The following is a 21,463-nucleotide window of genomic DNA, read 5'->3' as shown; positions in this document are numbered from 1 at the left end:
TGATAATTAAATATTGGGGGAGGCGAGCGACGCTCGCCTCCTTCCCCCCACCCCTTACTACGATTATCATGTTCATTAAAAGAGCTTTGAGTATTTTAGCTGATTGACAAAAGGTGCTTTATCTTAAACTTTCACGGATGGGGCGAGGTGCAAGATGTATGTTATCCATCCTTCTATGTGGCGATCGCATCATATTTGAAATTAGAATCGCATGATGGCGCCAATACCAACTTACATTACGCAACTAATAAATCTCACTAATTATAGAGGTATGATTGGCTAATTCAACTTATTTTTGATAGGTGGCTGATGGACAAGAGCTTCCCACCTAGTTTTTACAATTACCAAGTCGGGGGTAGCCTTCCCCAGGATGCTCCTACCTATGTCAAACGTCAAGCAGATTACGACCTGTATGAGGGTTTGAAGGCTGGAGAGTTCTGTTATGTCCTCAACTCTCGCCAAATGGGAAAATCCAGCTTGCGAGTACAGGTGATGCGGCGTCTGCAACAAGAGGGATTTATTTGTGCTGTTGTAGATATTACTGCGATCGGAACCGCAGATATTACTCCAGAACAGTGGTATGCAGGGGTCATTGATACTTTAATTAATAGTTTTAATCTTTATACCAACTTTGATTTGGAAACCTGGTGGACAGAAAATAATTTAATCTCACCAGTCCAGAAGTTAAGCAAGTTTATCGATACTATATTACTAAAAGCAATTACTACAAATATAGTTATTTTTATCGATGAAATTGACAGTATTTTGAGTTTGGCATTTAATGTGGATGATTTTTTTGCAGTTATCCGCGACTGCTATAATCGTCGAGCCGATCAAGAAGTTTATCAGCGTTTGACGTTTGCAATTTTAGGAGTGTCTACACCTTCAGACTTGATTCAAGATCGGCGACGAACACCCTTTAATATTGGTCGAGCAATTAGTTTAACAGGTTTCCAACTTGCAGAAACTGAACCCCTGGCAATGGGACTCACAGTGTTAGGCGAACCGCAAACGGTGATGTCATCTGTGTTGTACTGGACAGGAGGACAGCCGTTTTTAACTCAGAAGGTTTGTAAATTACTGCTAGAGGAAATAAAAAGACACAGAGACGCGAAGACGCGGGGACGCAGAGAAGAAGAATCCCAAATAGGAGAGTGGATTGAGCATTTGGTGCGAAAGCGGATCATTGAAAATTGGGAAGCACAAGATGAACCAGAGCATTTGAAGACTATTAGAGACAGGATTCTGCGAAGTGGGGAAAGGCGTACTGGTAGATTGTTGGGCTTATGTCAGCAAATTTTACAGCAGGGAGAGATTGTAGTTGATGACAGTCCGGAGCATACCGAACTACGGCTGACGGGGTTGGTAGTAGAGCGCGATCGCAAACTGCTAATATATAACCGCATATATGAGCAAGTTTTTAATCAACAATGGTGTGAAAAGGAATTAGCAAAACTACGTCCTTACGCAGACTTACTTAATGGCTGGGTAGCTTCTGGACGTCAAGATGAATCATGCTTGTTGCGGGGACAAAACTTGCAAAATGCTTTGAAATGGGCAACAGGTAAAAGTTTAAGTGATTTAGATTATCAGTTTTTAGCTGCTAGCCAGGAAGTAGAAAAGCGCGAAGTTGAGAAAATTTTGGCAGCACAAGCAGCAGCATCACGCGCCGAAGCCGCAGCCACACGGGCAGAAGCCGCAGCAAAGCAGGCTAAACAACAAGCTCAATTTCAAAAGCAAATCACTTTAGTGGCGATCACATCTTTAATTACCATTACGACTATGGCTGTGATCGCTGTCCAAAAGTGGAAAGCAGCAGATAAAGGTCAAATTCAAGCTTTATTATCATCTTCAAAAGCAAACTTTAGCCTCAATCGCAGTTCATTTGAGCCGCTAGTGGATGCGATGAGAGCAGGAAAACTTTTACAGGACTCTGTTTGGTTGAGAAATGATCCTAAGCTTCTACCTCAAGTCATGGAAGTTTTCAGTGCAGTTTATTGGATTCGAGAAAGTAACCGCTTAGAGAAACACAAAGGTTACGTTCAAAAAGTCAGGTTTAGTCCTGATGGTAAAATTATTGCAACTGCCAGTTTTGATAATACAGCTAAACTTTGGAGTTCCGATGGCAAGGAACTCGTAACACTACGGCATATTGAGCCTGTTGTAGATGTAAGTTTTAGCCCCGATAGTAAAATCATTGCTACTGCTAGCCGGGATGGAACCGCAAAACTTTGGCATGGGGATGGTAGGCTGATAACAACTCTCAAAGGACACAAAGGAGTTGTCTGGAGTGTAAGTTTTAGCCCCGATGGTCAGACTATGGCCACTGCTGGTGAAGATAAAACAGTGAAATTGTGGAGAGCGAATGGTGCTTTATTAAAAGCATGGAAAGCTCATGATCGGGAAATTTATGGTATCAGTTTTAGTCCTGATGGTCAGAAGATTGCTACAGCTAGTGATGACAAGAGTGTGAAACTCTGGAACCTTCAAGGTAATTTGATTGATACTTTTAAAGGACATAGAGCTCCTGTTTTTAGTGTCAGCTTTAGTCCCGATGGTCAAAAACTTGCCTCTGCTAGTAACGATACCACAGTTATTATTTGGAATTTAATCACGAAAAAAAAACTGCTTCTGCAAGGACATGCACTTGAAGTCAGAGATGTTAAGTTCAGCGCTAATGGTCAGACTATTGCTACTGCTAGCTGGGATGAAACAGTGAAGTTATGGCGTAGTCGAGATGGTTCAGTTTTACAAACTTTAGAGGGACATAAAGGTCGAGTTAACAGCATTAGTTTCAGTCCGAATGGACAGATTCTTGCATCTGCTGGTAATGACAAAACGGTTAAACTTTGGCGAGTTAATAACTGGCTGACTACTTTTTCTGGGCATAAAGACCCTATTTACAGCGTTGACATCAATAATGATGGCACAAAGATCGCAACTGCAAGTGGTGACAGAACAGTAAAACTATGGAATTTGCAAGGGCAAGAACTCAAAAGTCTTATAGGACATTCTATGCCTGTGGCTAGTGTTAGTTTCAGCCCAAATGGCAAAATCATTGCCAGTGGTAGTAACGACACAACAATCAGACTTTGGAATTTGCAGGGACAGCCAATTAAACCACCATTTACAGACCATACAGGTTTTGTAACCAATCTTAGTTTTAGTCCTAGTGGCATGAGTATAGCCTCTGCTAGTCGTGACAAAACTGTAAAGATTTGGAATCAACAAGGCAGAGTCTTACATAATTTACAACATAATGCACCGATTTATGGAGTTAGTTATAGTTCTGATGGCAAAATAATTGCCTCTGCAAGTTGGGATGGAACAGTCAAACTTTGGAGTCCTAACGCAACACCATTGCGTACCTGGCAAGCACATAATTCCCCAATTTACAACATTCGTTTCAGCCCAGATAATCAAATTCTTGCTACTTGTAGTGAAGATGGTAGCGTCAAGTTGTGGAATCAAAATGGTCAGCTTTTAAATCAGCCTTTAAAAGGTCATACTGCTGGTGTTGTGGATTTAAATTTTAGTCCTGATGGTCGAATTCTGGCGACTGCCAGTGATGACGGTACAATAAAATTTTGGACATCTAGGGGTGTATTAATTACTACTCTCATTGGGCATCATGATGCCGTAAATTCAGTTAGCTTCAGTCTTGATAGCAAATGGCTTATTACTGGAAGTACAGACACAACAGCACTTTTATGGAATGTAGAGAATTTCAGTCTGGACAAGTTTATCAAACGTGGATGCTATTGGTTGAGTGACTACCTTAAGAATAATCAGGATTCTCCAAAAGAGGTTAATAATTTTTGTCATGAAATTCAAAGGTGAATTATTTGTTAATTTTATTACTGATAAGAAGTGCGATCGCCAAAAATAAATAAAAATAAATATTGATGCGGGGACACGGAGAAAATTTCATGCTTGGTGATTTAGCTTTACCTGGAATAAGCAATTTGTAAGCATTTTTCCGTTGATATTTCACAAGTGCATAAATTATATTACTTGCACCCATTCAGATATAGAAAAAATATTTGAAGAGTTAGCGAAGTATCCAATCGTTGATTCGTACTACCAATTTTTTATACACTCTTTCATAAAGGAAGATCATCATGGCAGATAAAGCAAAACAACAAAAATCAAACACTGATATCACAAAGAAAGGACTTGGTTGGGTTCCAGATTATCCAGACCTGCGTGACTACAATTCAAATAAAGAAAATTCTCTCAAAGATGAATTAAGACTCAAAATAGAAGAAAGGACCGGAAATTTTGAAAATATTATTAAAGGTTTATTAAGTTTATTAATTGAAATTCAGAGAAATGAGAAAGAAGATAAAAATCATATAAAACTCAAAATCGACGCAATTACAAACCAAATATTTGGTGGTATTTTATTTGCTAAAATTAGAGTTCATAGACTTTTAAGAGATGAGTGGAAACAGGATCAGAACAATGCCAAGCATACTTTAAATAAAATTCCATATGAAAGTATACTTTTAAAGCAGGTAGTTGAATTAAAGAAATACCTTGGTGTTTTATTAATAGGAGACTATTTATCACCTTCTAAAGAAGTTAAAGACAGACAAAATAATTTAGTGGATTTCACTCAGCCAGCACAAGTTGTAAATTGGATAGCAGGTTGGATGAGAAACGAAACTTATGATCCAATTGCTAAAGACCTTGTGAAGCAATTTCAATTACTTACTAAAATTAAGGAAGATGGCATAGTAGGACTTGAAACTTACACTACCTTAAACGAGTATTTTTCTGATTATAAAAAGTTATCACAACTTCAACAATCTTATAGAGATTACAAAGATAAAGGACAAAATCAAAATCAACAAAAAACTCTATCTAAGATTAGATTTTTTTCTGTTACCTCGTTAATACCAAGTCAAGCAATTGATAAGATTATAGAAACTTTAATATTTAAATCTGCTCACCAGATATGTCAAGAATACTCTACTCCCAATCAGAGGAGTTTTCGGCAGATTTATGAAAGTATTTTTGAAGATGAATTTTTAAAAAATATTGAAGTTGAAGAAAAAGTTTTTCAACCAGTTAAAGATATTAGGAAAGAATATTTTAAAAATAAATATGTTGATTCAGAACAGAGTCTCATAAAGAATATGAGTATAATCATAAATTTAAAGAATCAAAATTACAATTCATTTTTACCTCAATTTAGTGATATTGTTGAAGTAGTACAGAATTCTTATGTAATTGAGCCAGTAATTTCATTCATTCTGCAAAATATTTCACCATTAGCTAATTGGAAAAACTTATCTTTTGAAGAACTGATAGAACAAGGTTTTAGTATATTGGAAAATGTCTTAATTCAAGAAGAACAATCCAAGACTTATAATCTGGAATTGGGGTGTAGTAAAAAAGAATTAGCTAAAAATGCAATTGCTAAAACAATTTCTTTATTACGATTGGAAATATATTCTCTTGCAGAACAACGAAGAAATATTATACTTATACTAACTTCATATATTCTTATAATCACAAAATCTAAACTTTCGGAAAAAAATAAAATTAATAAAATCTTATACATAATTCAACAGCAAATTAATGCATTTGTAGAACAAGAATTTATAGAAATAGATATTAACACTATTATTAAAAAACATGTTAGTAGTATAGTTTTTTATTTTTTATTAAAAAAATATCTCAATTTTGTTAACAAAAATAGAAAAATGACCAATATATATGAAGAAGGAGAGGCTAATATTTTCGACAAACAGGAAGTATTTGAAATAGATCAGCTAGTTAATTATGATAACTTCTCCTTATTACCTAAAGACGTAAGTAGAGAAGAAAAATTAAAACTGTTTCCAACTTTAGATTTAGAAATACCTATAGTAAATAACAGTTTTATTAAAGAATTAAATTTATATAAGCAAAAGAATATTAAAAATAATAAAAAACCATTCTTCCTGATTCCAAGTGTTATAGATTTAAGCTATTGGTTTTCTCCAATTAGAGATCAAGGTTCGCTGAATTCATGCACAGCATTTGCAGCGATCGCTTTATTAGAATATTTGGAAAATAGAAATTTTGGTAAGTTTATAGATGCTTCTCCTTTATTTCTATACAAAGCTGCACGCAATAAAATGAATGTTCAAGGAGACGTGGGAGCATCTATACGAGAAACAATGAAAGTACTAGCTTTATTTGGTGTTCCTCCAGAAGAAGCATGGCCTTATGAAGAAGATCAAGTAGACGAAGAACCACCTCCTTATTGCTATGCTTATGCTCAGAATTACCAATCACTTAAATACTTTCTTTTAGATTACGCTGGCATTACCACAGAAAGTCTGCTATTTCAGATTAAGGCTGTTTTAGCAGCAGGTTTTCCTTGCATTTTCGGATTTACAATGTATTCTTCTGCCTACGATAATTCTAATTACAATCAGGGTTGGATTGCATATCCCAATCCTCAAAAAGACAAAGTTATTGGTGGACACACTGTCGTTGCGGTTGGCTATGATGATTACAAGTTTATTCAGTGTAGCGATCGCAGATACTACTCAAAAGGTGCATTCTTAATTAGAAACTCTTGGGGGACTGAATGGGGAGTAGAGGGTTACGGGTGGCTTCCCTACGACTACGTATTAGCTGGACTAACAGCTGCTTGGTGGTCACTTCTGAAGGCTGAGTGGTTTGATGAAAGTAATTTTGGGAGATCAGGAACAGGTGGAGGACCCCCAGGTACAGGACAAGGAGGAGAATCAGGGACAGGGAGATGAGATAGTTTGAGACAACAAAACCCATAACTATTCCCCACTTATTCATACTTCTTGTTGTGCAAATTTGAATGCGATCACACGTCCAATTCCCCGCGATGCACCCGTCACAATTGCAACTTTTCCTGCTAAAGATGGCATAGTAAATCTCTGGACAAATTTTCCAAATCCACTAGTTTAACTATAAAAAGTTTTGTAGTGAACGCTGAAGCGCTCACTACGAACTGCTACAATTTAACCCAAATCAAACAACAAGATTTCTGCACCGATATCAGTGCTGATTTCTAGTTGTTCTTCGCCATTTATTTGCACACCATCACCTGCACGAAGTTCTTCACCATTTAATTTGGCGATACCATTAGCAATTTGCAACCAACCATAACGATGAGGCAAAATCTGATAATTGACAACATCACCAGCTTCCAAAACAGATGTGTACAAATCAACATCTTGGAAAATTTTCACAGCACCATCACGCCCATCTTTGGCAGCAATTAAGCGTAATTTACCTTTTCTTTCTTCAAGAGGAAAAGCCTTTTGATCATATCTAGGTTGCAGTCCTTTTTGATTAGGAAGAATCCAAATTTGTAAGAAGTGGCCTGGTTCAGTTTTAGATGGATTAAATTCACTATGTAAAATACCAGTTCCAGCACTCATAATTTGTGCTTCTCCTGGACGAATGACTGAACCGTTACCTAAACTATCTTGATGTTCTATGGCTCCTTCTAGCACATAGGTGAAAATTTCCATGTCTTTATGACCATGAGTAGGAAAACCTGCACCAGGCGCCACACGATCATCATTAATTACACGCAAAGAACGAAATCCCATACGATTAGGATCATAAAAGTTACCAAAAGAAAATGTATGATAACTATCGAGCCAGCCTGTTTGGGTACGACCACGTGCATTTCTATCATGAATGAGATGGGTTTTAGCGTTGGAAACCATAGTCTACTCCTTGGAATTTATATATTTGTATGAATTTGTTTTTTTGAGTTTGCTAATTACGATCTGAAGTGATTTACATACATAATTGACACTTTGCAAACCGCTATATTGCTTAAAATTCATCTGTTTACATATATTTCACCAGAGGTTAAATTGCTCTTAATTAAATATCAATAACGCAAGTATGAACTGCTGATTTATTTTTCCCTGGTTTTTACCTATTTCAATATTAGAGTATATGTCTTCAAAATGAAAAGTAGATACTTAAAAGTAAGGGAGTTACCAAAAAGTTATACCAATTTGAAAAAAGAATGCGACAGATGGTAAAAATAGACAGAAGTAGCATTCAGGGTATGTGATGGTAGGGGTAACACAGATCGAGATAGTTGATAGTGTCGAGGAACTAGAGAAGTTGCTCAGACATCAAAAACAGTCTCGGAGCAAAGAACGTATACAAGCCCTATATCTGATTAAAGGGCAAGAAATGAGTGTAAGTGAGATTGCTAAAATCTTGGGAAAACATCGAGCTACAGTACATCGATGGTTGGCAGATTATCGAGAAGGAGGAATTGAGGCGGTTGTTGAATTTGGAACGAGTTCAGGTCGAAAAAGAGCAATACCAGATTGGGCTGTATCGAGTTTGAAAAAACAACTCGAACAACCAGAAGGTGGGTTTCAACGGTACACACAAATACAACATTGGTTAGAAAAAACCTTGGGTGTGCAAGCTGAGTACGCAACTGTACATCATCTGGCACGTTACAGGCTCAAAGCCAAGCTGAAAGTCCCACGTCCGCGTAACCGAAAACAGGACGAAGAAAAACTAGAGTCTTTTAAAAAAAACTCGGTGATGACTTGCAATTAATTGCTCAATACAGTGCCATTATCTTGCCCCAGTACGAAAATATTCGTTATTTTGTACAAGATGAGAGTCGATTTGGACTCAAAACCATTGAAGGACGTAAAATTACTCTTCCCGGAGTTAAGCCTATTGGTGATTGGCAGTGGCAATTTAAAGCGTTCTGGCTATATGGAGCAGTTGAACCACTTACTGGGGAAAGTTTATTTTGGCAGTTTTCTCATGTTGATACCGAATGCTACCAACAATTTTTGAACGAGTTCGCTGCCTGTTATCCCAAATCACTTAACATTCTCCAAGTTGATAACGGCTTATTTCATAAAGCTAAACGTTTACAAATTCCAGAGAATATTGTTCTTTTGTTCCAGCCTGCTCATTCTCCTGAACTGAATCCCATAGAGCGCGTTTGGGAATATCTCAAGCAAGACTTGAAATGGGAGCTATTTGATCACCTGGAGCATCTGCAAACCAAGGTTGCTCAACTCCTAGCTCTCCTCACTCCTCAAATTGCTGCTTCTTTGACTGGTTATGACTTCATCCTCAATGCCTTATCTGTCGCAAACATTTTTTGAATTGGTATTACTATTCTTTTTATCCTCATTACATTAAATTACAATCAACAGATAAAGTATAAAAAATGGTACGTTACATTGAGCATAACGTACCTAAAAAATTTGTTGTTTGTTGATTTTTGGCAATTATTTACTATATATGCAAATAACTGTTAACTAATAATGTACAGACGCGAGGAACATCGCGTCTCTACTTACTAACTAATAACTACATTGTCTTAATTATTTAGCAGCAACTTTTGCTTTAGTTGTAGCAGCTGTAGCACCATTTTCTGATTTCACTTCTGCTGGTTGCAAATGAGCTTCTAAGAACCACAGTCGCTTGTCAATGGTGCGAGAGACTTCGGTGTAAAGATCGGCTGTATCTGCATCACCTAAATCATTGGTTGTGTCGATCGCTTGTCTGATGTGCTTAGCATAGGGTGCAAAGCGCTCTGCCAATGCGGTAACATGCTGCATACCATCCAAAATATCAACTGGATATTCTGGCAAAATTGAATTAGCTGCTGCCATCCGAGCTGTACCACAAGCATAACCACCTAAAGCGGTGATTCTTTCTGCAAACATGTCGACATACTCTTCCAACTCATCTGCAATTTCATCAAACAATTCGTGCAGTTGGTAGAAGTCGGTTCCTTTGACGTTCCAGTGCGCCTGTTTTGTCTGAGTTTTCAAATCTGTTGTTGCGGCTAGAGTTTGATTGAGAAGTTCAACAATTTTGACGCGTGCATCAGCAGGAAGGTCAATGCGGCTGGGGTAAAGACGTGATGAAAGCTTATCTGCCATAGTCCTAACTCTCTTTGTTCTAGTTCTGTTGTTTTTGATCGACAAAACAAGTCTACAGATTGTACGCTGCCGTACGAAACTCTCTGGCGGTAGATGGTATTTTTCCTTTATCGATATAAAATAATTGCATTCTAGAAAATAGTTAGTAGTTAGTAGTTAGTAGTTAGTGGTACTACTAACCAATATCAATTAACCACTAACATTAAGAATGATGATTGTCTATCAGGTTAAATGTGCCACCGAAAAGGCGATCGCGTATGACTTCATTCTGCAAGAAATCATGGGGAAAACCAAGTTCAATTTGGCTTACTTCGTTGAGACGTTGTAGATGTTCTGGTGACAGATTAATGTCAACACAAGCTAAATTATCTTGAATCTGCGATACCTTCCGCGCCCCAATAATTGGGATAATGACACCAGCTTGAGCGCGTAACCAAGCCAGTGCAACTTGAGAGGGTATACGTCCGATTTCTTGAGCAACATGGGTAACAACTTCGGCGATCGCTAAAGCACGTTCGGAAATATTTCCGCCAGCAGTACTAGAGAGTCTTCCCTGTTCGTTACCATTGCCCTGACTCTTGTTATATTTACCTGTTAATACGCCACCACCTAGAGGAGACCACGGTAATACAGCCAAGTCAAAGGCTTTCGCCATTGGTAGTAAATCTCGCTCCGGAGTGCGTTGCAATAAATTATACTCAATTTGGAGAGCTACAAATGGCGTCCAGCCCTGAAAATGTGCCATAGTATTGGCTTGGGAAACTACCCACGCAGGTGCGTCGGAAATTCCAATGTATAATACTTTTCCTTGACGTACTAAATCATCAAAAGCACGCATAATTTCTTCAACGGGCGTCATAAAATCCCAAGCGTGCAACCAGAACAAATCAATATAGTCAGTCTTGAGGCGTTTCAAACTACCTTCAAGGGACTCTATCATGTTTTTGCGATGATTGCCACTACCATTAGGATTGCCTTTATGGTCATTCATCTGTAAAGGAAACGAGTACTTTGTGGCAACGACAAAGCGTTCCCGTTCCGAGGCAATAAATTCACCAACAATCTTTTCACTAGATCCATCGGTGTAACCATTGGCAGTGTCAATAAAATTACCACCAGCTTCTACAAAAGCATCAAAGACTTTGCGGCTTTCATCTTGAGATGCTCCCCAACCCCAGTCTTCGCCAAAAGTCATGGTTCCTAAGCAGAGTTCAGAGACTCGTAACCCGCTTTTACCCAAGAGTTTATATCTCATGACTACCCTCTTATACGATTTTGGATTTTGGATTGTGAAACATTAATTGGATAAGCGTTTGCGATATCAATGTGTCGCAATCTTTTTTCAAATAAGATTACTTGCTCAAGAAGAGTTTAGCGGACACCCGTATGCTTGTCTTGTCTGTTCTTGCTAAAAATCCAAATATCTTACTTTTGGTGGATATTTGCTTAGTTATTTGCTGTTTGTTGGTAAGAAGTGTACATAGAGTACATAGAGCAAATAGCCTTGATAACTGAGAACTGATCACTGATAACTGACCACTATGAACTACTACGTAATCTACGACGGAAACTGCAATCTTTGCGTTACCTTGGTGCAACTACTAGAAAATCTAGATCAGGGAAACCAGTTTCGCTACATCTCCATGCAAGATCAGCAAACTCTCCAAGAGTGGGGAATTACACCCCAAGATTGTGAGTTGGGTATGATTTTGATTAATGCCAATGCGCCGGAACAACGCTGGCAGGGTAGTGCGGCGGCGGAAGAAATTGGCCGTATATTACCATTTGGTAGTATTTTTGTGGATGCGTATCGGGCTTTACCTGGAGTCAAATGGGCAGGCGATCGCATTTACGAACAAATCCGCGACAATCGTTATAGTCTGTTTGGTAAGCGTTCTAGTACATATCAATCAGTATATTGTGCTGAAAATAATTGCAAATTTTGAAGTGAGTTATCAGAGGGAACAGAGAACATGGAAATGTTATCTGTTCCCCGTTCGTTTTTAACGTTTAGAACGCTGTTGTTGATAATAACCAACTACCTGTTGTACATAAGTACCAGTAAAACCACTGTTGCAGCCTGTGTAACTACCAGTCATCCACCAACAAGCAGTCCCACGCACAGCACTGATTTCATTATTCTTAGTAGCTGCGTACTGATTATTTAACTCACGACGCACAATACATGAAACAACTTGACGTGCTAACTCCGGACTATTTTCAAATTGTATTGGTGTTACTTCTTTTTTCAGACAATTTCTTGACCAACCTTTGAGGGTTTCTGGTTTAACTTGCCAATCGCTGTAGTAGCCATCGTTGGCTTTACCTGTTTTAGGTGCAGCTAGTCGCAATGCTTCTACCATCGCCGCAACTTGGGCATCGGATAGCTGGTTTTGTGTCTGCGCTAAAGCTGGCAATGGTAAAATTCCTAAGCTAGCAATGACTCCGCACAGTAGAAATCGCATGTTTCTCCTCATCAATTCATCTGTTTTTGCAATCTAACAAATTATGACTTCTTTAGATGACGAGTTCCCTGTTCGCTGTTCCCTCTTAACGACCTTTTAGTTTATTAAGGTCATCACCACTAATAAAGTAAGCCGCACCAAAACCAATTACAAAGCGTCCCTCTTTGGGAGTGAGCTTGAACATGCGAAAATCTTGTAAGCCACTCAATACTTCCATAATTTCACCAAAACGAGCGTGAAAATGATTCATAATTTCCCGCCACATATCGGAATCACGCTCAATCAAAGCTACTGTACACTCAAAAGTTAAACGACGACGGGCAAAAATTTGCTCTGTTTTATCCTCGTCCTCGATCACCATTACACTAGCATGAGGATTAACAACTAAGTTTTGGGTGTGAGTTGACAGACCACTAATATATATATAGATATTCTTGAACTCATCAACTACAAACGGAGCATAGCTAGCATTTGGTATTCCTTGCCCGTCAGCTGTAGCAATGATAGCACTTTGACACGTTTGAATAAAAGCTTCATATTCCGTCTGGGCTTGTTCTAGACTGTTCATAAAACAACAAGGGATAAACTAATAAGCTTCCCCCTCATGTTGCCATTTCCTTTGCTTCCACTTCAATCGACATCTCACTTACTCCAAAACCTATAGCAGAACTCTGCGCGACAGCAGTCGCTACAACGGGGGGAACCCCCGCAACGCGCTGCCCACCTTTGCGCTTTCCTTTGCGATCCTCTGCGTTTCAAAAACACTACAATTTTACCCAAACCTGTACGTAAAATGGTATTAGAACAGAAAAAAGAAAAAGCCGTTATGCATCATAAATACACAACAGCTTTTCAGAGTGCTTAGCTGGTTGAAGACAGAAGTGAAAATTACCCAATCAAATCAGCTGGTTCAACTAACTCTTCCGTTTCTACTGACTGTTTGAATGCCAACCGTAAGAAAGGCGGTGCTAAAAAAGTCGTAAGAATTACCATGATAATAATCGCTGCTTGCAGAGGTTTATCGATCGCACCACTAGCTGCACCAATACCCAGGAACACCAAACCTACTTCACCCCGGGGAATCATCCCGACACCGATCGCCAAGCGGTTAACTCCGGGTTGACCAAACACCGACCAACCTGTGACAATTTTGCCAATAATTGCCACTACTACTAAAAAGATCGCAATGATTAATCCTTGTTGATTCTCAGGAACAACAGGATTGAGGACACCTAAATCAACTCTCGCACCCACACTCACAAAGAAAATCGGTACTAAAATATCGGCGATAGGAATTACTTGCTGATCTAATTCTTTGCGTTTATCGGTTTCATCTAAAACTAATCCAGCAGCAAACGCACCTAAAATTGCTTCTAAATGGATGGCGTTGCCAATAAAAGCCATGAAAAATGCAAAGATAAATGCTGGAATAACAAGTTTTCCGCGTGTTTGCAGTTTATCAGCAATGGTGACAAAGGTTTTATTAAAGAATTTGCCCAGGAAAATTGAACCGATGAGAAAAACAGTAGCGCTGACAATCAAGTAAATCACGTTCAAAATATCTACTTCGCCAGTTTTAGCCAGGCTTGCCACTACTGCCAAAACAATAATACCCAAAACATCATCAATGACAGCAGCGCCAACAATAATTTGACCTTCTCGAGATTTGAGATGTCCAAGTTCTGATAAAACTTTGGAGGTAATACCAATGCTTGTAGCGGTTAGTGCTGCACCAGCAAAAATAGCGGGAATTGCTGCGGTGTGAAAGAAAAACATCAGTCCCGCAGTCCCAGCAACAAAAGGAACAGCGACCCCAACACATGCTACTATTGCTGCTTGATAACCAACTTTCTGGAGTTCTCGGAGGTCTGACTCCAAACCAATTTCAAATAAGAGGACAATTACACCCAACTCAGCCAGAATCGAAATCGCCTCACTTTGACTTTGAAAAACAGAATTTACTGCTTCTGGACTGAGATGATCAATATATTGCAGTACCTTCATAATCAGCGAGTCGGAAGCGATCGCACCACTTTCAGGAAATACCAACAAATGCAAGGCGGAAGCACCAACTACAACTCCACCAACCAATTCCCCTAAAACTGGCGGAAAGTCCATCATCCTTGATAATTCACCGCCAAGTTTACTGGCAAGATAAATTACAACTAAACTCAGTAATACTCCGGTAAGAACAACAGGAGCATATTCTGATTCGGTTGCTGTTGCTAATACAGGAAACTGTAACTCAGAACTCCAGGAAGATACCCAAGTAACTGAATTAACTATTAATTCTGGAAAAATCATTTTTTACGTCTCTGTAGCGACTTACTCAGGTTGCGAATGCAGGTGTAATTTTAGATTTTGTAGAGACGTTGAATGTAACGTCTCTTGTTGTTTATTGTTCTAAAGAAGGAAGCTTTTAGGGGCTGGATACTCTTTTCACAGAGGGATAAACCAATTGTTTCCTTCTTTGTGTGTTGTGACTTGAAAGTCACCTCACAAGAACAGCCCCTTCACCCCTAATCCCCACTCCCTTAGGGGAGTGGGCCCCCCCTTCCCCTCTCTTTAGTCAGGAGAGGGGTGGCGTAGCCGGGGTGAGGTTTTTCATGATTGGCGATCAATTTTTTCATTGGGACTGCCCTCTGTGTGCCTTTCTTCCTCAGGTACTACTGAACTACAGCAGTGTCACCAAAATCAGTTCGATATCTGGTGCTGGCAGAAGTACTTGTCTCGGCTGCGTAACCATTCACTAAAATAAGTGCTTGTTGAAGTGCTTCTCTACGATCCATCAGTAAGTGATGTGGAGGCAATAGTTGTATAATGCCTAATTTTTCTAGCCGTCGCTTAATTTTACCAGTTGCACCAACAATAAATACATGCCGACCTTTTTCAACTGCTTCTCTGATCGCATTTTCGATCGCTAGTGAAGCTGTGACACCCAACAAAGGTACATCACTCAAGTCCAAAATAACAACATCGCAGTCTTTGATGGCATTATGTTCACGAGCGATCGCTTTGGAAACTCCAAAAACCATCGGTCCACTTAAGTAGAACAGCAGTACCCGTCCGTTGGCTTGATCTAACAACTGCTTTTCTTGTTCGTTCAAAACAATGGCATCATCCGCATCAGTAATAGTCTTAACTTCTTCAGATTGCAAGTTAGAAAGACGTTCAATGGTTAAGATATTAGCAATGAACACCCCAACGCCAACAGCTACAATCAAATCCACAAACACTGTCAGGAACATCACCCCATACATAATGATTGTTCCCTTCAGGGATACTTGATGAGCGCGTTTGAGGAAACTCCAATCGAGAATATCAATACCGACCTTGAGTGCAATACCTGCTAACACCGCCATCGGAATACTTTCGGTCAGATTCGCAGCCCACAGGATCACAACTAGCAAAATAATTGCCCTAGTTATACCAGATAAAGCTGTTCTTGCTCCTGTTTGAATATTTACTACGGTTCCCATTGTGGCGCCTGCACCAGGTAGCCCACCGCATATACCAGAAACTAAGTTACCAATACCCTGACCAATCAATTCTTTGTCAGATTTGTGTTCGGTGCGAGTCAAGCTGTCTGCAATCACCGAAGTCAACAAAGTATCAATACATCCCAGCATTCCCAACATTGCCGCATCAATGATCGTGACGGTGATTTGGGAGGCAGTAAATTTGGGCATTTGTAATTCTGGCAGACCCATCGGAATTTCACCAATGCGTCTGATCTCTGCATTACCAAAGAAAAGCAGAGAAACTACAGTACCGACAATTAATGCCACTAATTGGGGAGGGGCATAGCGCTTCAATTTCGACGGCATTAAGAAAATAATTGCCAGTGTCAGCACTCCCAAAAAAGTTTCAATGGGATTAATATTTGATAGGAGTTGGGGCAGATTTTGCACCATTCCCAGTACCCCACCTTTAGGATTAGGCTGTCCGACAAAAGGAGCAATTTGCAAAATAATCAAAATGACTCCAATTCCTGACATAAAGCCTGAAATCACACTATAGGGCATGAGGGTAACATATTTCCCTAGCCTGAATACGCCAAATAAAATTTGAAATATCCCTGCTAGCATCACCACAGTGAATGCCATTGCTAAGCCATTGTCTGGGTTATTTGCAGTCATTGTGGCGACAATTCCAGTCATGACTACGGTCATCGGCCCCGTTGGTTCAGAAATCAGGGTCGGTGTACCTCCAAACAGTGCCGCAAAAAACCCGACACAAACAGCACCGTAAAGACCAGCCTCAGCTCCAGCACCAGAGGCGACACCGAAGGCTAACGCGAGTGGTAAAGAAACAATCGCAGCTGTTAAACCACCAAAAAGATCGCCACGTAAATTTCGGAAATGAATCGTATTAGTCAGTTGCATGAATGGGGATGTAATCACAACAGAACTGTGAATTCACTAACTTTTAGCTTGGATTTAGCATTCAAATATGCCAAAATATGCACTTGCCTCAAACCTCAAAAACTTACTTGCTTAAGCTCCCTGCTATTATGCTATAATCAAGTTTTGGTAGATATTTTTATATAGCAGTAAATAGCCGATTCACCTGTGCAACTGGCATGAAATAATCTGTTTTTGAGGTAAATAGCAGTTGTTATTCTGGGACAGTTTTGGCAAAAATCAAGCTTTGTACAAGATATATGAAGACAGTTGTATCGCAAGCAAAATACTACAAGAAATAAAATTTATTTCTTGCTCTCAGTCTGCTTGTTTAAATTGCAAGCATCGCTTGCGTCGAGTTGAGCTTAAAAAGCAGACTCCCGCTATTTAATTTGTAATTTCGCAGATGTTCCCAAAAACCGCACTTATGCGTCAAACGTATTTAACTTTGATATAAAATAGCATACAACTTTTACTGCCCAATAAGTTAATGTTTAGGCAATTATTCTTAAATAAAAAATAATATAGTTTTGATAAATAATTATTTATGTATCGTCAGGAATTCCGACTCAAAGAATTTATGCATTGTTAATTATCTATACTAACCATGAGTTAAGCTGATCATAAATACTTTTTTAACATTAGCTACAAAGACATTCAGCAAATACAATTAGTTCCAATTCAAACAGACAGGCGAGTTTATCCAATTAATAGACTGTTTCGATAAACCCGCCTCTACACTTGGCTATCCTACATCATCGTGGGCATAACGATTAAATAGGAAATCTAGGGCATAGTTACGCAATTTGTAGTATTGCGGATCTTCCATAATCCGGGATCTGTCACGAGGACGGGAAAATGGAATTTCCATGACTTCGCCAATTTTAGCGCGGGGCCCATTAGTCATCATTACCAACTTATCTGCTAAAAACAGGGCTTCATCGATGTCATGGGTAATCATCAAAACTGTGCAACGGTTTTCGTTCCAGATTTTCAGCAGTTCTTCCTGTAACTCTTCTTTGGTAATGGCATCCAGCGCCCCGAAAGGTTCATCTAAAATCAAAACTTTTGGACGAATTGCTAAAGCACGGGCAATGGAAACCCGTTGTCTCATACCACCGGACATTTGGGTGGGTTTCTTATCCATAGCGTCTGCTAACCCCACCATTGCCAAGTGTTCCCTGACAATTGCTGATTTTTCCGCTTCCAACTTGTTAGGATGAACCGCGTTGACAGCTAGGTAGATATTTTCAAAAGCAGTCCGCCAAGGTAATAGCGCATAGTTTTGGAATACGACCATTCTATCTGGTCCTGGTTTAGTAATGGGTTTTCCTTCTAGCAAAACTTGCCCATTGGTTGGTTGGTTGAACCCAGATACCATGTTGAGAAGGGTAGATTTACCACAACCAGAGTGACCAATAACGCAAATAAATTCACCTTCACCGACGTTGAGGTTGACTCCATCTAATACAGTAAAAGGGCCATTTTTGGTGGGATAGACTTTGCTAACGTCTTTAATTTCTAAGTAAGGTTTACGGTTAGAAGTTGCAGTTGCTAGAGGTCTTCCCAGGGTATTTGTAGTGGTATCGGTAATTGTAAAGTTACGGTTTTGCATGGTGGATAGGTAGGAATAGGGTATAGTGTGGGGAGTATGGGGAGTGTGGGGAGTAACAATATTGTCCCTCTTGTCTGGTTTGTCTCCCTTGTCCCTGAAATTAGGCTACTCTCCTAACTGGTGTGTCAAGAATAACTTCGGCAACTGAAAAATCACGTCTAATTCTGAGGCTGTTAAGATAAGCGATCGGGTCATCAGCATTAAAGCTAGTGCCATCGAACAGTTTGATTGGTTGACGGGTATAACTAATATCCATACCCAATTCACGGGCAGCTGTACTAAACACACCGACTCGACATACTCGTTCGACAATTTCTACCCAATTTCGGGGGAAAGGCACTTCACCCCAACGCGCTAATTGGGTCATAATCCATATCTGTTCTGTGCGACTGGGGCGGTTAATCGCAGATTCTCCGTAAAATTGGTGGTGAGCATATTCCCGCATGGGATGGTCTAAGTCACAAGTGGCGTTATTCGGATCTTCGATTTGGATGTACTCCATATCGGTGCTGACATATTCCCGTTGCGCCAAAATCTGGCGAATTTCTTCGGCGTTTTCTGGACGTGAACAGTAATAGCAAGCTTCTAGTAAAGCTTTAGTCAAGGCAATATTGGTGTTAGGATAAGCTGCTGCCCAATCTTCCCGTACACCTAAAACTTTACCTGGGTGTCCTAACCAAACTTCTAAGTCTGTAGCGATGGTAAAGCCAATACCTTCAGAAGCAGCGCGGTAGTTCCAGGGTTCGCCTACACAGTAACCATCGATACTTCCAGCTTGTAAGTCGGCTACCATCTGGGCTGGCGGAATGGTCTTAATATCGACATCGGCGTCAGGGTCAACGCCTCCTGCTGCTAGCCAGTAACGTAAAAGTAAACTATGCATTGAGGAAGGATGTACCACTCCCATGATATGGGGTTCGGTACGGGTACTCTTCAGATACTGTTTGAATTCTGCAACGGTTTGTATGCCTTGGTCGTAAAAACGTTTTGCTAAGGTAATGGCATTACCATTGCGTGTCATTGTTAGGGAGGTAACAACAGGTAGAGGTCGGTTATCATTTCCTCCCAAAGTTAACCACATTGGCATCCCAGAAGGCATTTGGGCTGCGTCTAAATATCCGCCACTCATACCATCGACGATACCACGCCAACTGGTTTCGCGGACTAAATTGACATCATCTAAGCCGTGTTTAGCAAAAAAGCCTTTTTCTTTGGCTATTGCTAGGGGGGCGCAAGCTGTTAGCGGTACAAAGCCGATTTCAAGATTGACTTTTTCTAAACCGTGCTTAGAAACAATTGTAGTTTTGCGCGCCCGAATTTTTTTGATGCGTTTCTGTTGGTTGAGGAAGTAAATCATTTCACTCCGCAAGCTATAGTAGCTGGGATGTTCAACTACTTCCATCCGTTTACGGGGTCTAGGGATATCTACTTCTAGAATGCCACCAATTTTTGATTCTGGCCCATTGGTGAGCATGACTATTCTGTCAGAAAGCAGCACTGCTTCGTCTACATCGTGTGTCACCATGACGGCGGTGACTTCGTTTTCTTCACAGATTTGCATTAGCTGTTCTTGCAAGTTACCCCGTGTGAGGGCATCCAATGCCCCAAAGGGTTCATCTAATAATAGTAACTTGGGACGAATGGCTAAAGCGCGAGCGATCGCTACTCGTTGTTTTTGTCCTCCTGATAACATTCCGGGCGGTTTGTCTGCATGGGGACGCAAACCGACCATATCTATATGTTTTTCGACAATCGCCCGACGTTCCCCCGCAGGCAAATGTGTCATCACAGAATCTACTGCTAAGGCGATGTTTTCTCTTACCGTCCGCCAAGGTAATAGAGAATAGTTTTGAAACACCACCATTCGATCTGGTCCTGGTTTGCTGATGCGTTTACCTTCTAAGGTGACTAAACCTTCTGTTGGTAAATCCAAACCTGCAATCATATTTAATAAGGTGGATTTACCACAACCAGAGTGACCAATTAAGGAAACAAATTCGCCTTTTTTTATTTGGAGGTCAATTCCTTTGAGGGCAATATATTGTCCACCACCAGTGAGATTAAAAACTTTATCAATTTGCTCAACAGCAACAAAAACAGACATAATTCCTGAATTCCTAAGTGATGGGATAATGGGGTGATGGGGTGATGGGGTGATGGGGTGTTATGCTCCCCAACTCCCCACCTCCCCATCTATTTTTGTTCTGCTGGTACGATTAGTGTTTGAATCCAAGCCATGAGTTTATCTAGCAATAAACCAACAGCACCAATATAAACTAGGGCTAAGATGATCTCACTCACGTAGTTATTTTGATAGGCATCCCAGATGAAAAAGCCGATACCAACAATACCTGACATGACGATTTCTGCGGCAATAATTGCTAACCACGCTAAACCGATCGCAATTCTCAAACCTGTAAAAATGTAGGGTAATGCTGCGGGAATGAGGATATTAAAGAAATACTCTTTTTTGGAAAGTTGGAGAACTTTAGCAACGTTGTTGTAGTCTTGGGGAATTTCTTTTACTCCCACGGCAGTATTAATTAAGATTGGCCAAATCGCGGTGATGAAAATTACAAATAATGCTGCGGGTTCGTTTTGTCGCAAAGCAGCCAAGGAAATAGGAACCCAAGCCAGAGGTGGTACAGTCCGCAATAGTTGAAACAGGGGATCTAAAGCTTTGGACATAGTTTTATTGATACCAATCAAAATGCCCAAAGCGATACCAATGACAGCAGCAAAAAAGTAACCGATTGCTACCCGTTGTAAACTTGCCCAAATCTGCCAAAACAAACCTTTATCTATCCCGCCTTTGTCATAAAAGGGGTACAAAATTAATGTCCACGTGTCTTGAATGACTTGAATTGGCCCTGGTAATGTTGCACCTGGCAACCAAGAAAATAACTGCCAGATAACAAGAAAGACAATAATGGCAATAGCAGGAGGTATAAAATCAGAAATTTGTTTTTGAAAGCGGGAAATAAAGCTATTATCAAAATTTGCATTATTACGTCGTCTGCTAGCTATTGTCATTGCTCTTTTCCTTTATTT

The 21,463-nt window shown here is 39.9% G+C and carries 15 protein-coding genes; 5 read left to right on the top strand and 10 right to left on the bottom strand.

Annotation, left to right across the window (positions count from 1 at the left end):
- Positions 1-309: 309 nt before the first annotated feature.
- Positions 310-3,840 (top strand): AAA-like domain-containing protein, encoded by a 3,531-nt coding sequence (locus RS893_RS16410; protein ID WP_315785255.1) that lies wholly within the window; start codon positions 310-312, stop codon positions 3,838-3,840.
- 281 nt (positions 3,841-4,121) lie between these two features.
- Positions 4,122-6,764, top strand: coding sequence for a C1 family peptidase (locus RS893_RS16405; protein ID WP_315785254.1), 2,643 nt, complete (start codon positions 4,122-4,124; stop codon positions 6,762-6,764).
- Positions 6,765-6,995: 231 nt separating this feature from the next.
- Here RS893_RS16405 and RS893_RS16400 read toward each other — a convergent pair whose 3' ends face one another.
- Positions 6,996-7,712: a pirin family protein gene (locus RS893_RS16400; RefSeq protein WP_315785253.1), complete on the bottom strand. Its 717-nt coding sequence runs from the start codon at positions 7,710-7,712 to the stop codon at positions 6,996-6,998.
- A 358-nt stretch (positions 7,713-8,070) separates the two neighbouring features.
- On the opposite strand from RS893_RS16400, the gene RS893_RS16395 reads away from it, so the two are divergent.
- Together RS893_RS16395 and RS893_RS16390 are read left to right on the top strand one after the other, a co-directional pair.
- Positions 8,071-8,577, top strand: coding sequence for a helix-turn-helix domain-containing protein (locus tag RS893_RS16395; protein WP_315785251.1), 507 nt, complete (start codon positions 8,071-8,073; stop codon positions 8,575-8,577).
- On the top strand, positions 8,568-9,143 hold the full coding sequence (locus tag RS893_RS16390; protein WP_315785248.1) for an IS630 family transposase: 576 nt from the start codon (positions 8,568-8,570) through the stop codon (positions 9,141-9,143). The genes RS893_RS16395 and RS893_RS16390 overlap by 10 nt, the downstream gene beginning before the upstream one ends.
- A gap of 222 nt (positions 9,144-9,365) precedes the next feature.
- Here RS893_RS16390 and dps read toward each other — a convergent pair whose 3' ends face one another.
- Together dps and RS893_RS16380 are read right to left on the bottom strand one after the other, a co-directional pair.
- Positions 9,366-9,929 (bottom strand): DNA starvation/stationary phase protection protein Dps, encoded by a 564-nt coding sequence (dps, locus tag RS893_RS16385; protein ID WP_315785245.1) that lies wholly within the window; start codon positions 9,927-9,929, stop codon positions 9,366-9,368.
- Between the two features lie 202 nt (positions 9,930-10,131).
- Positions 10,132-11,184 (bottom strand): aldo/keto reductase, encoded by a 1,053-nt coding sequence (locus tag RS893_RS16380; protein ID WP_315785241.1) that lies wholly within the window; start codon positions 11,182-11,184, stop codon positions 10,132-10,134.
- 286 nt (positions 11,185-11,470) lie between these two features.
- Between RS893_RS16380 and RS893_RS16375 the strand changes: the two genes are divergently transcribed.
- A complete protein-coding gene (locus RS893_RS16375) occupies positions 11,471-11,875 on the top strand; it encodes a thiol-disulfide oxidoreductase DCC family protein (protein ID WP_315785238.1) in 405 nt (134 codons plus the stop codon).
- Between the two features lie 57 nt (positions 11,876-11,932).
- Here RS893_RS16375 and RS893_RS16370 read toward each other — a convergent pair whose 3' ends face one another.
- The 7 genes from RS893_RS16370 to ntrB all read right to left on the bottom strand — a co-directional run bounded on the left by RS893_RS16370 (position 11,933) and on the right by ntrB (position 21,445).
- Entirely contained in the window at positions 11,933-12,394 is a 462-nt protein-coding gene (locus RS893_RS16370; protein ID WP_315785235.1) for a hypothetical protein, read from the bottom strand.
- Positions 12,395-12,479: 85 nt separating this feature from the next.
- Positions 12,480-12,962, bottom strand: a complete 483-nt coding sequence (locus tag RS893_RS16365; protein ID WP_315785231.1) for a HugZ family protein — start codon at positions 12,960-12,962, stop codon at positions 12,480-12,482.
- A 320-nt stretch (positions 12,963-13,282) separates the two neighbouring features.
- On the bottom strand, positions 13,283-14,698 hold the full coding sequence (locus RS893_RS16360; RefSeq protein WP_315785228.1) for a cation:proton antiporter: 1,416 nt from the start codon (positions 14,696-14,698) through the stop codon (positions 13,283-13,285).
- Between the two features lie 362 nt (positions 14,699-15,060).
- Positions 15,061-16,779, bottom strand: coding sequence for a SulP family inorganic anion transporter (locus RS893_RS16355; RefSeq protein WP_315785225.1), 1,719 nt, complete (start codon positions 16,777-16,779; stop codon positions 15,061-15,063).
- A 763-nt stretch (positions 16,780-17,542) separates the two neighbouring features.
- A complete protein-coding gene (locus RS893_RS16350; protein ID WP_315785222.1) occupies positions 17,543-18,412 on the bottom strand; it encodes a nitrate ABC transporter ATP-binding protein in 870 nt (289 codons plus the stop codon).
- A gap of 100 nt (positions 18,413-18,512) precedes the next feature.
- On the bottom strand, positions 18,513-20,516 hold the full coding sequence (locus RS893_RS16345; RefSeq protein WP_315785220.1) for a nitrate ABC transporter ATP-binding protein: 2,004 nt from the start codon (positions 20,514-20,516) through the stop codon (positions 18,513-18,515).
- 89 nt (positions 20,517-20,605) lie between these two features.
- The gene (gene ntrB, locus RS893_RS16340) at positions 20,606-21,445 is read right to left on the bottom strand and encodes a nitrate ABC transporter permease (protein WP_315785216.1); all 840 of its coding nucleotides are present in this window, start codon (positions 21,443-21,445) and stop codon (positions 20,606-20,608) included.
- Between the last annotated feature and the right edge of the window lie 18 nt (positions 21,446-21,463).

The sequence above is a fragment of the Fischerella sp. JS2 genome (assembly GCF_032393985.1).
Classification (GTDB): Bacteria; Cyanobacteriota; Cyanobacteriia; order Cyanobacteriales; family Nostocaceae; genus Fischerella.
Note: the sequence above shows the minus strand (reverse complement) of the source record. Positions and strands in the feature narration are given on the sequence as shown.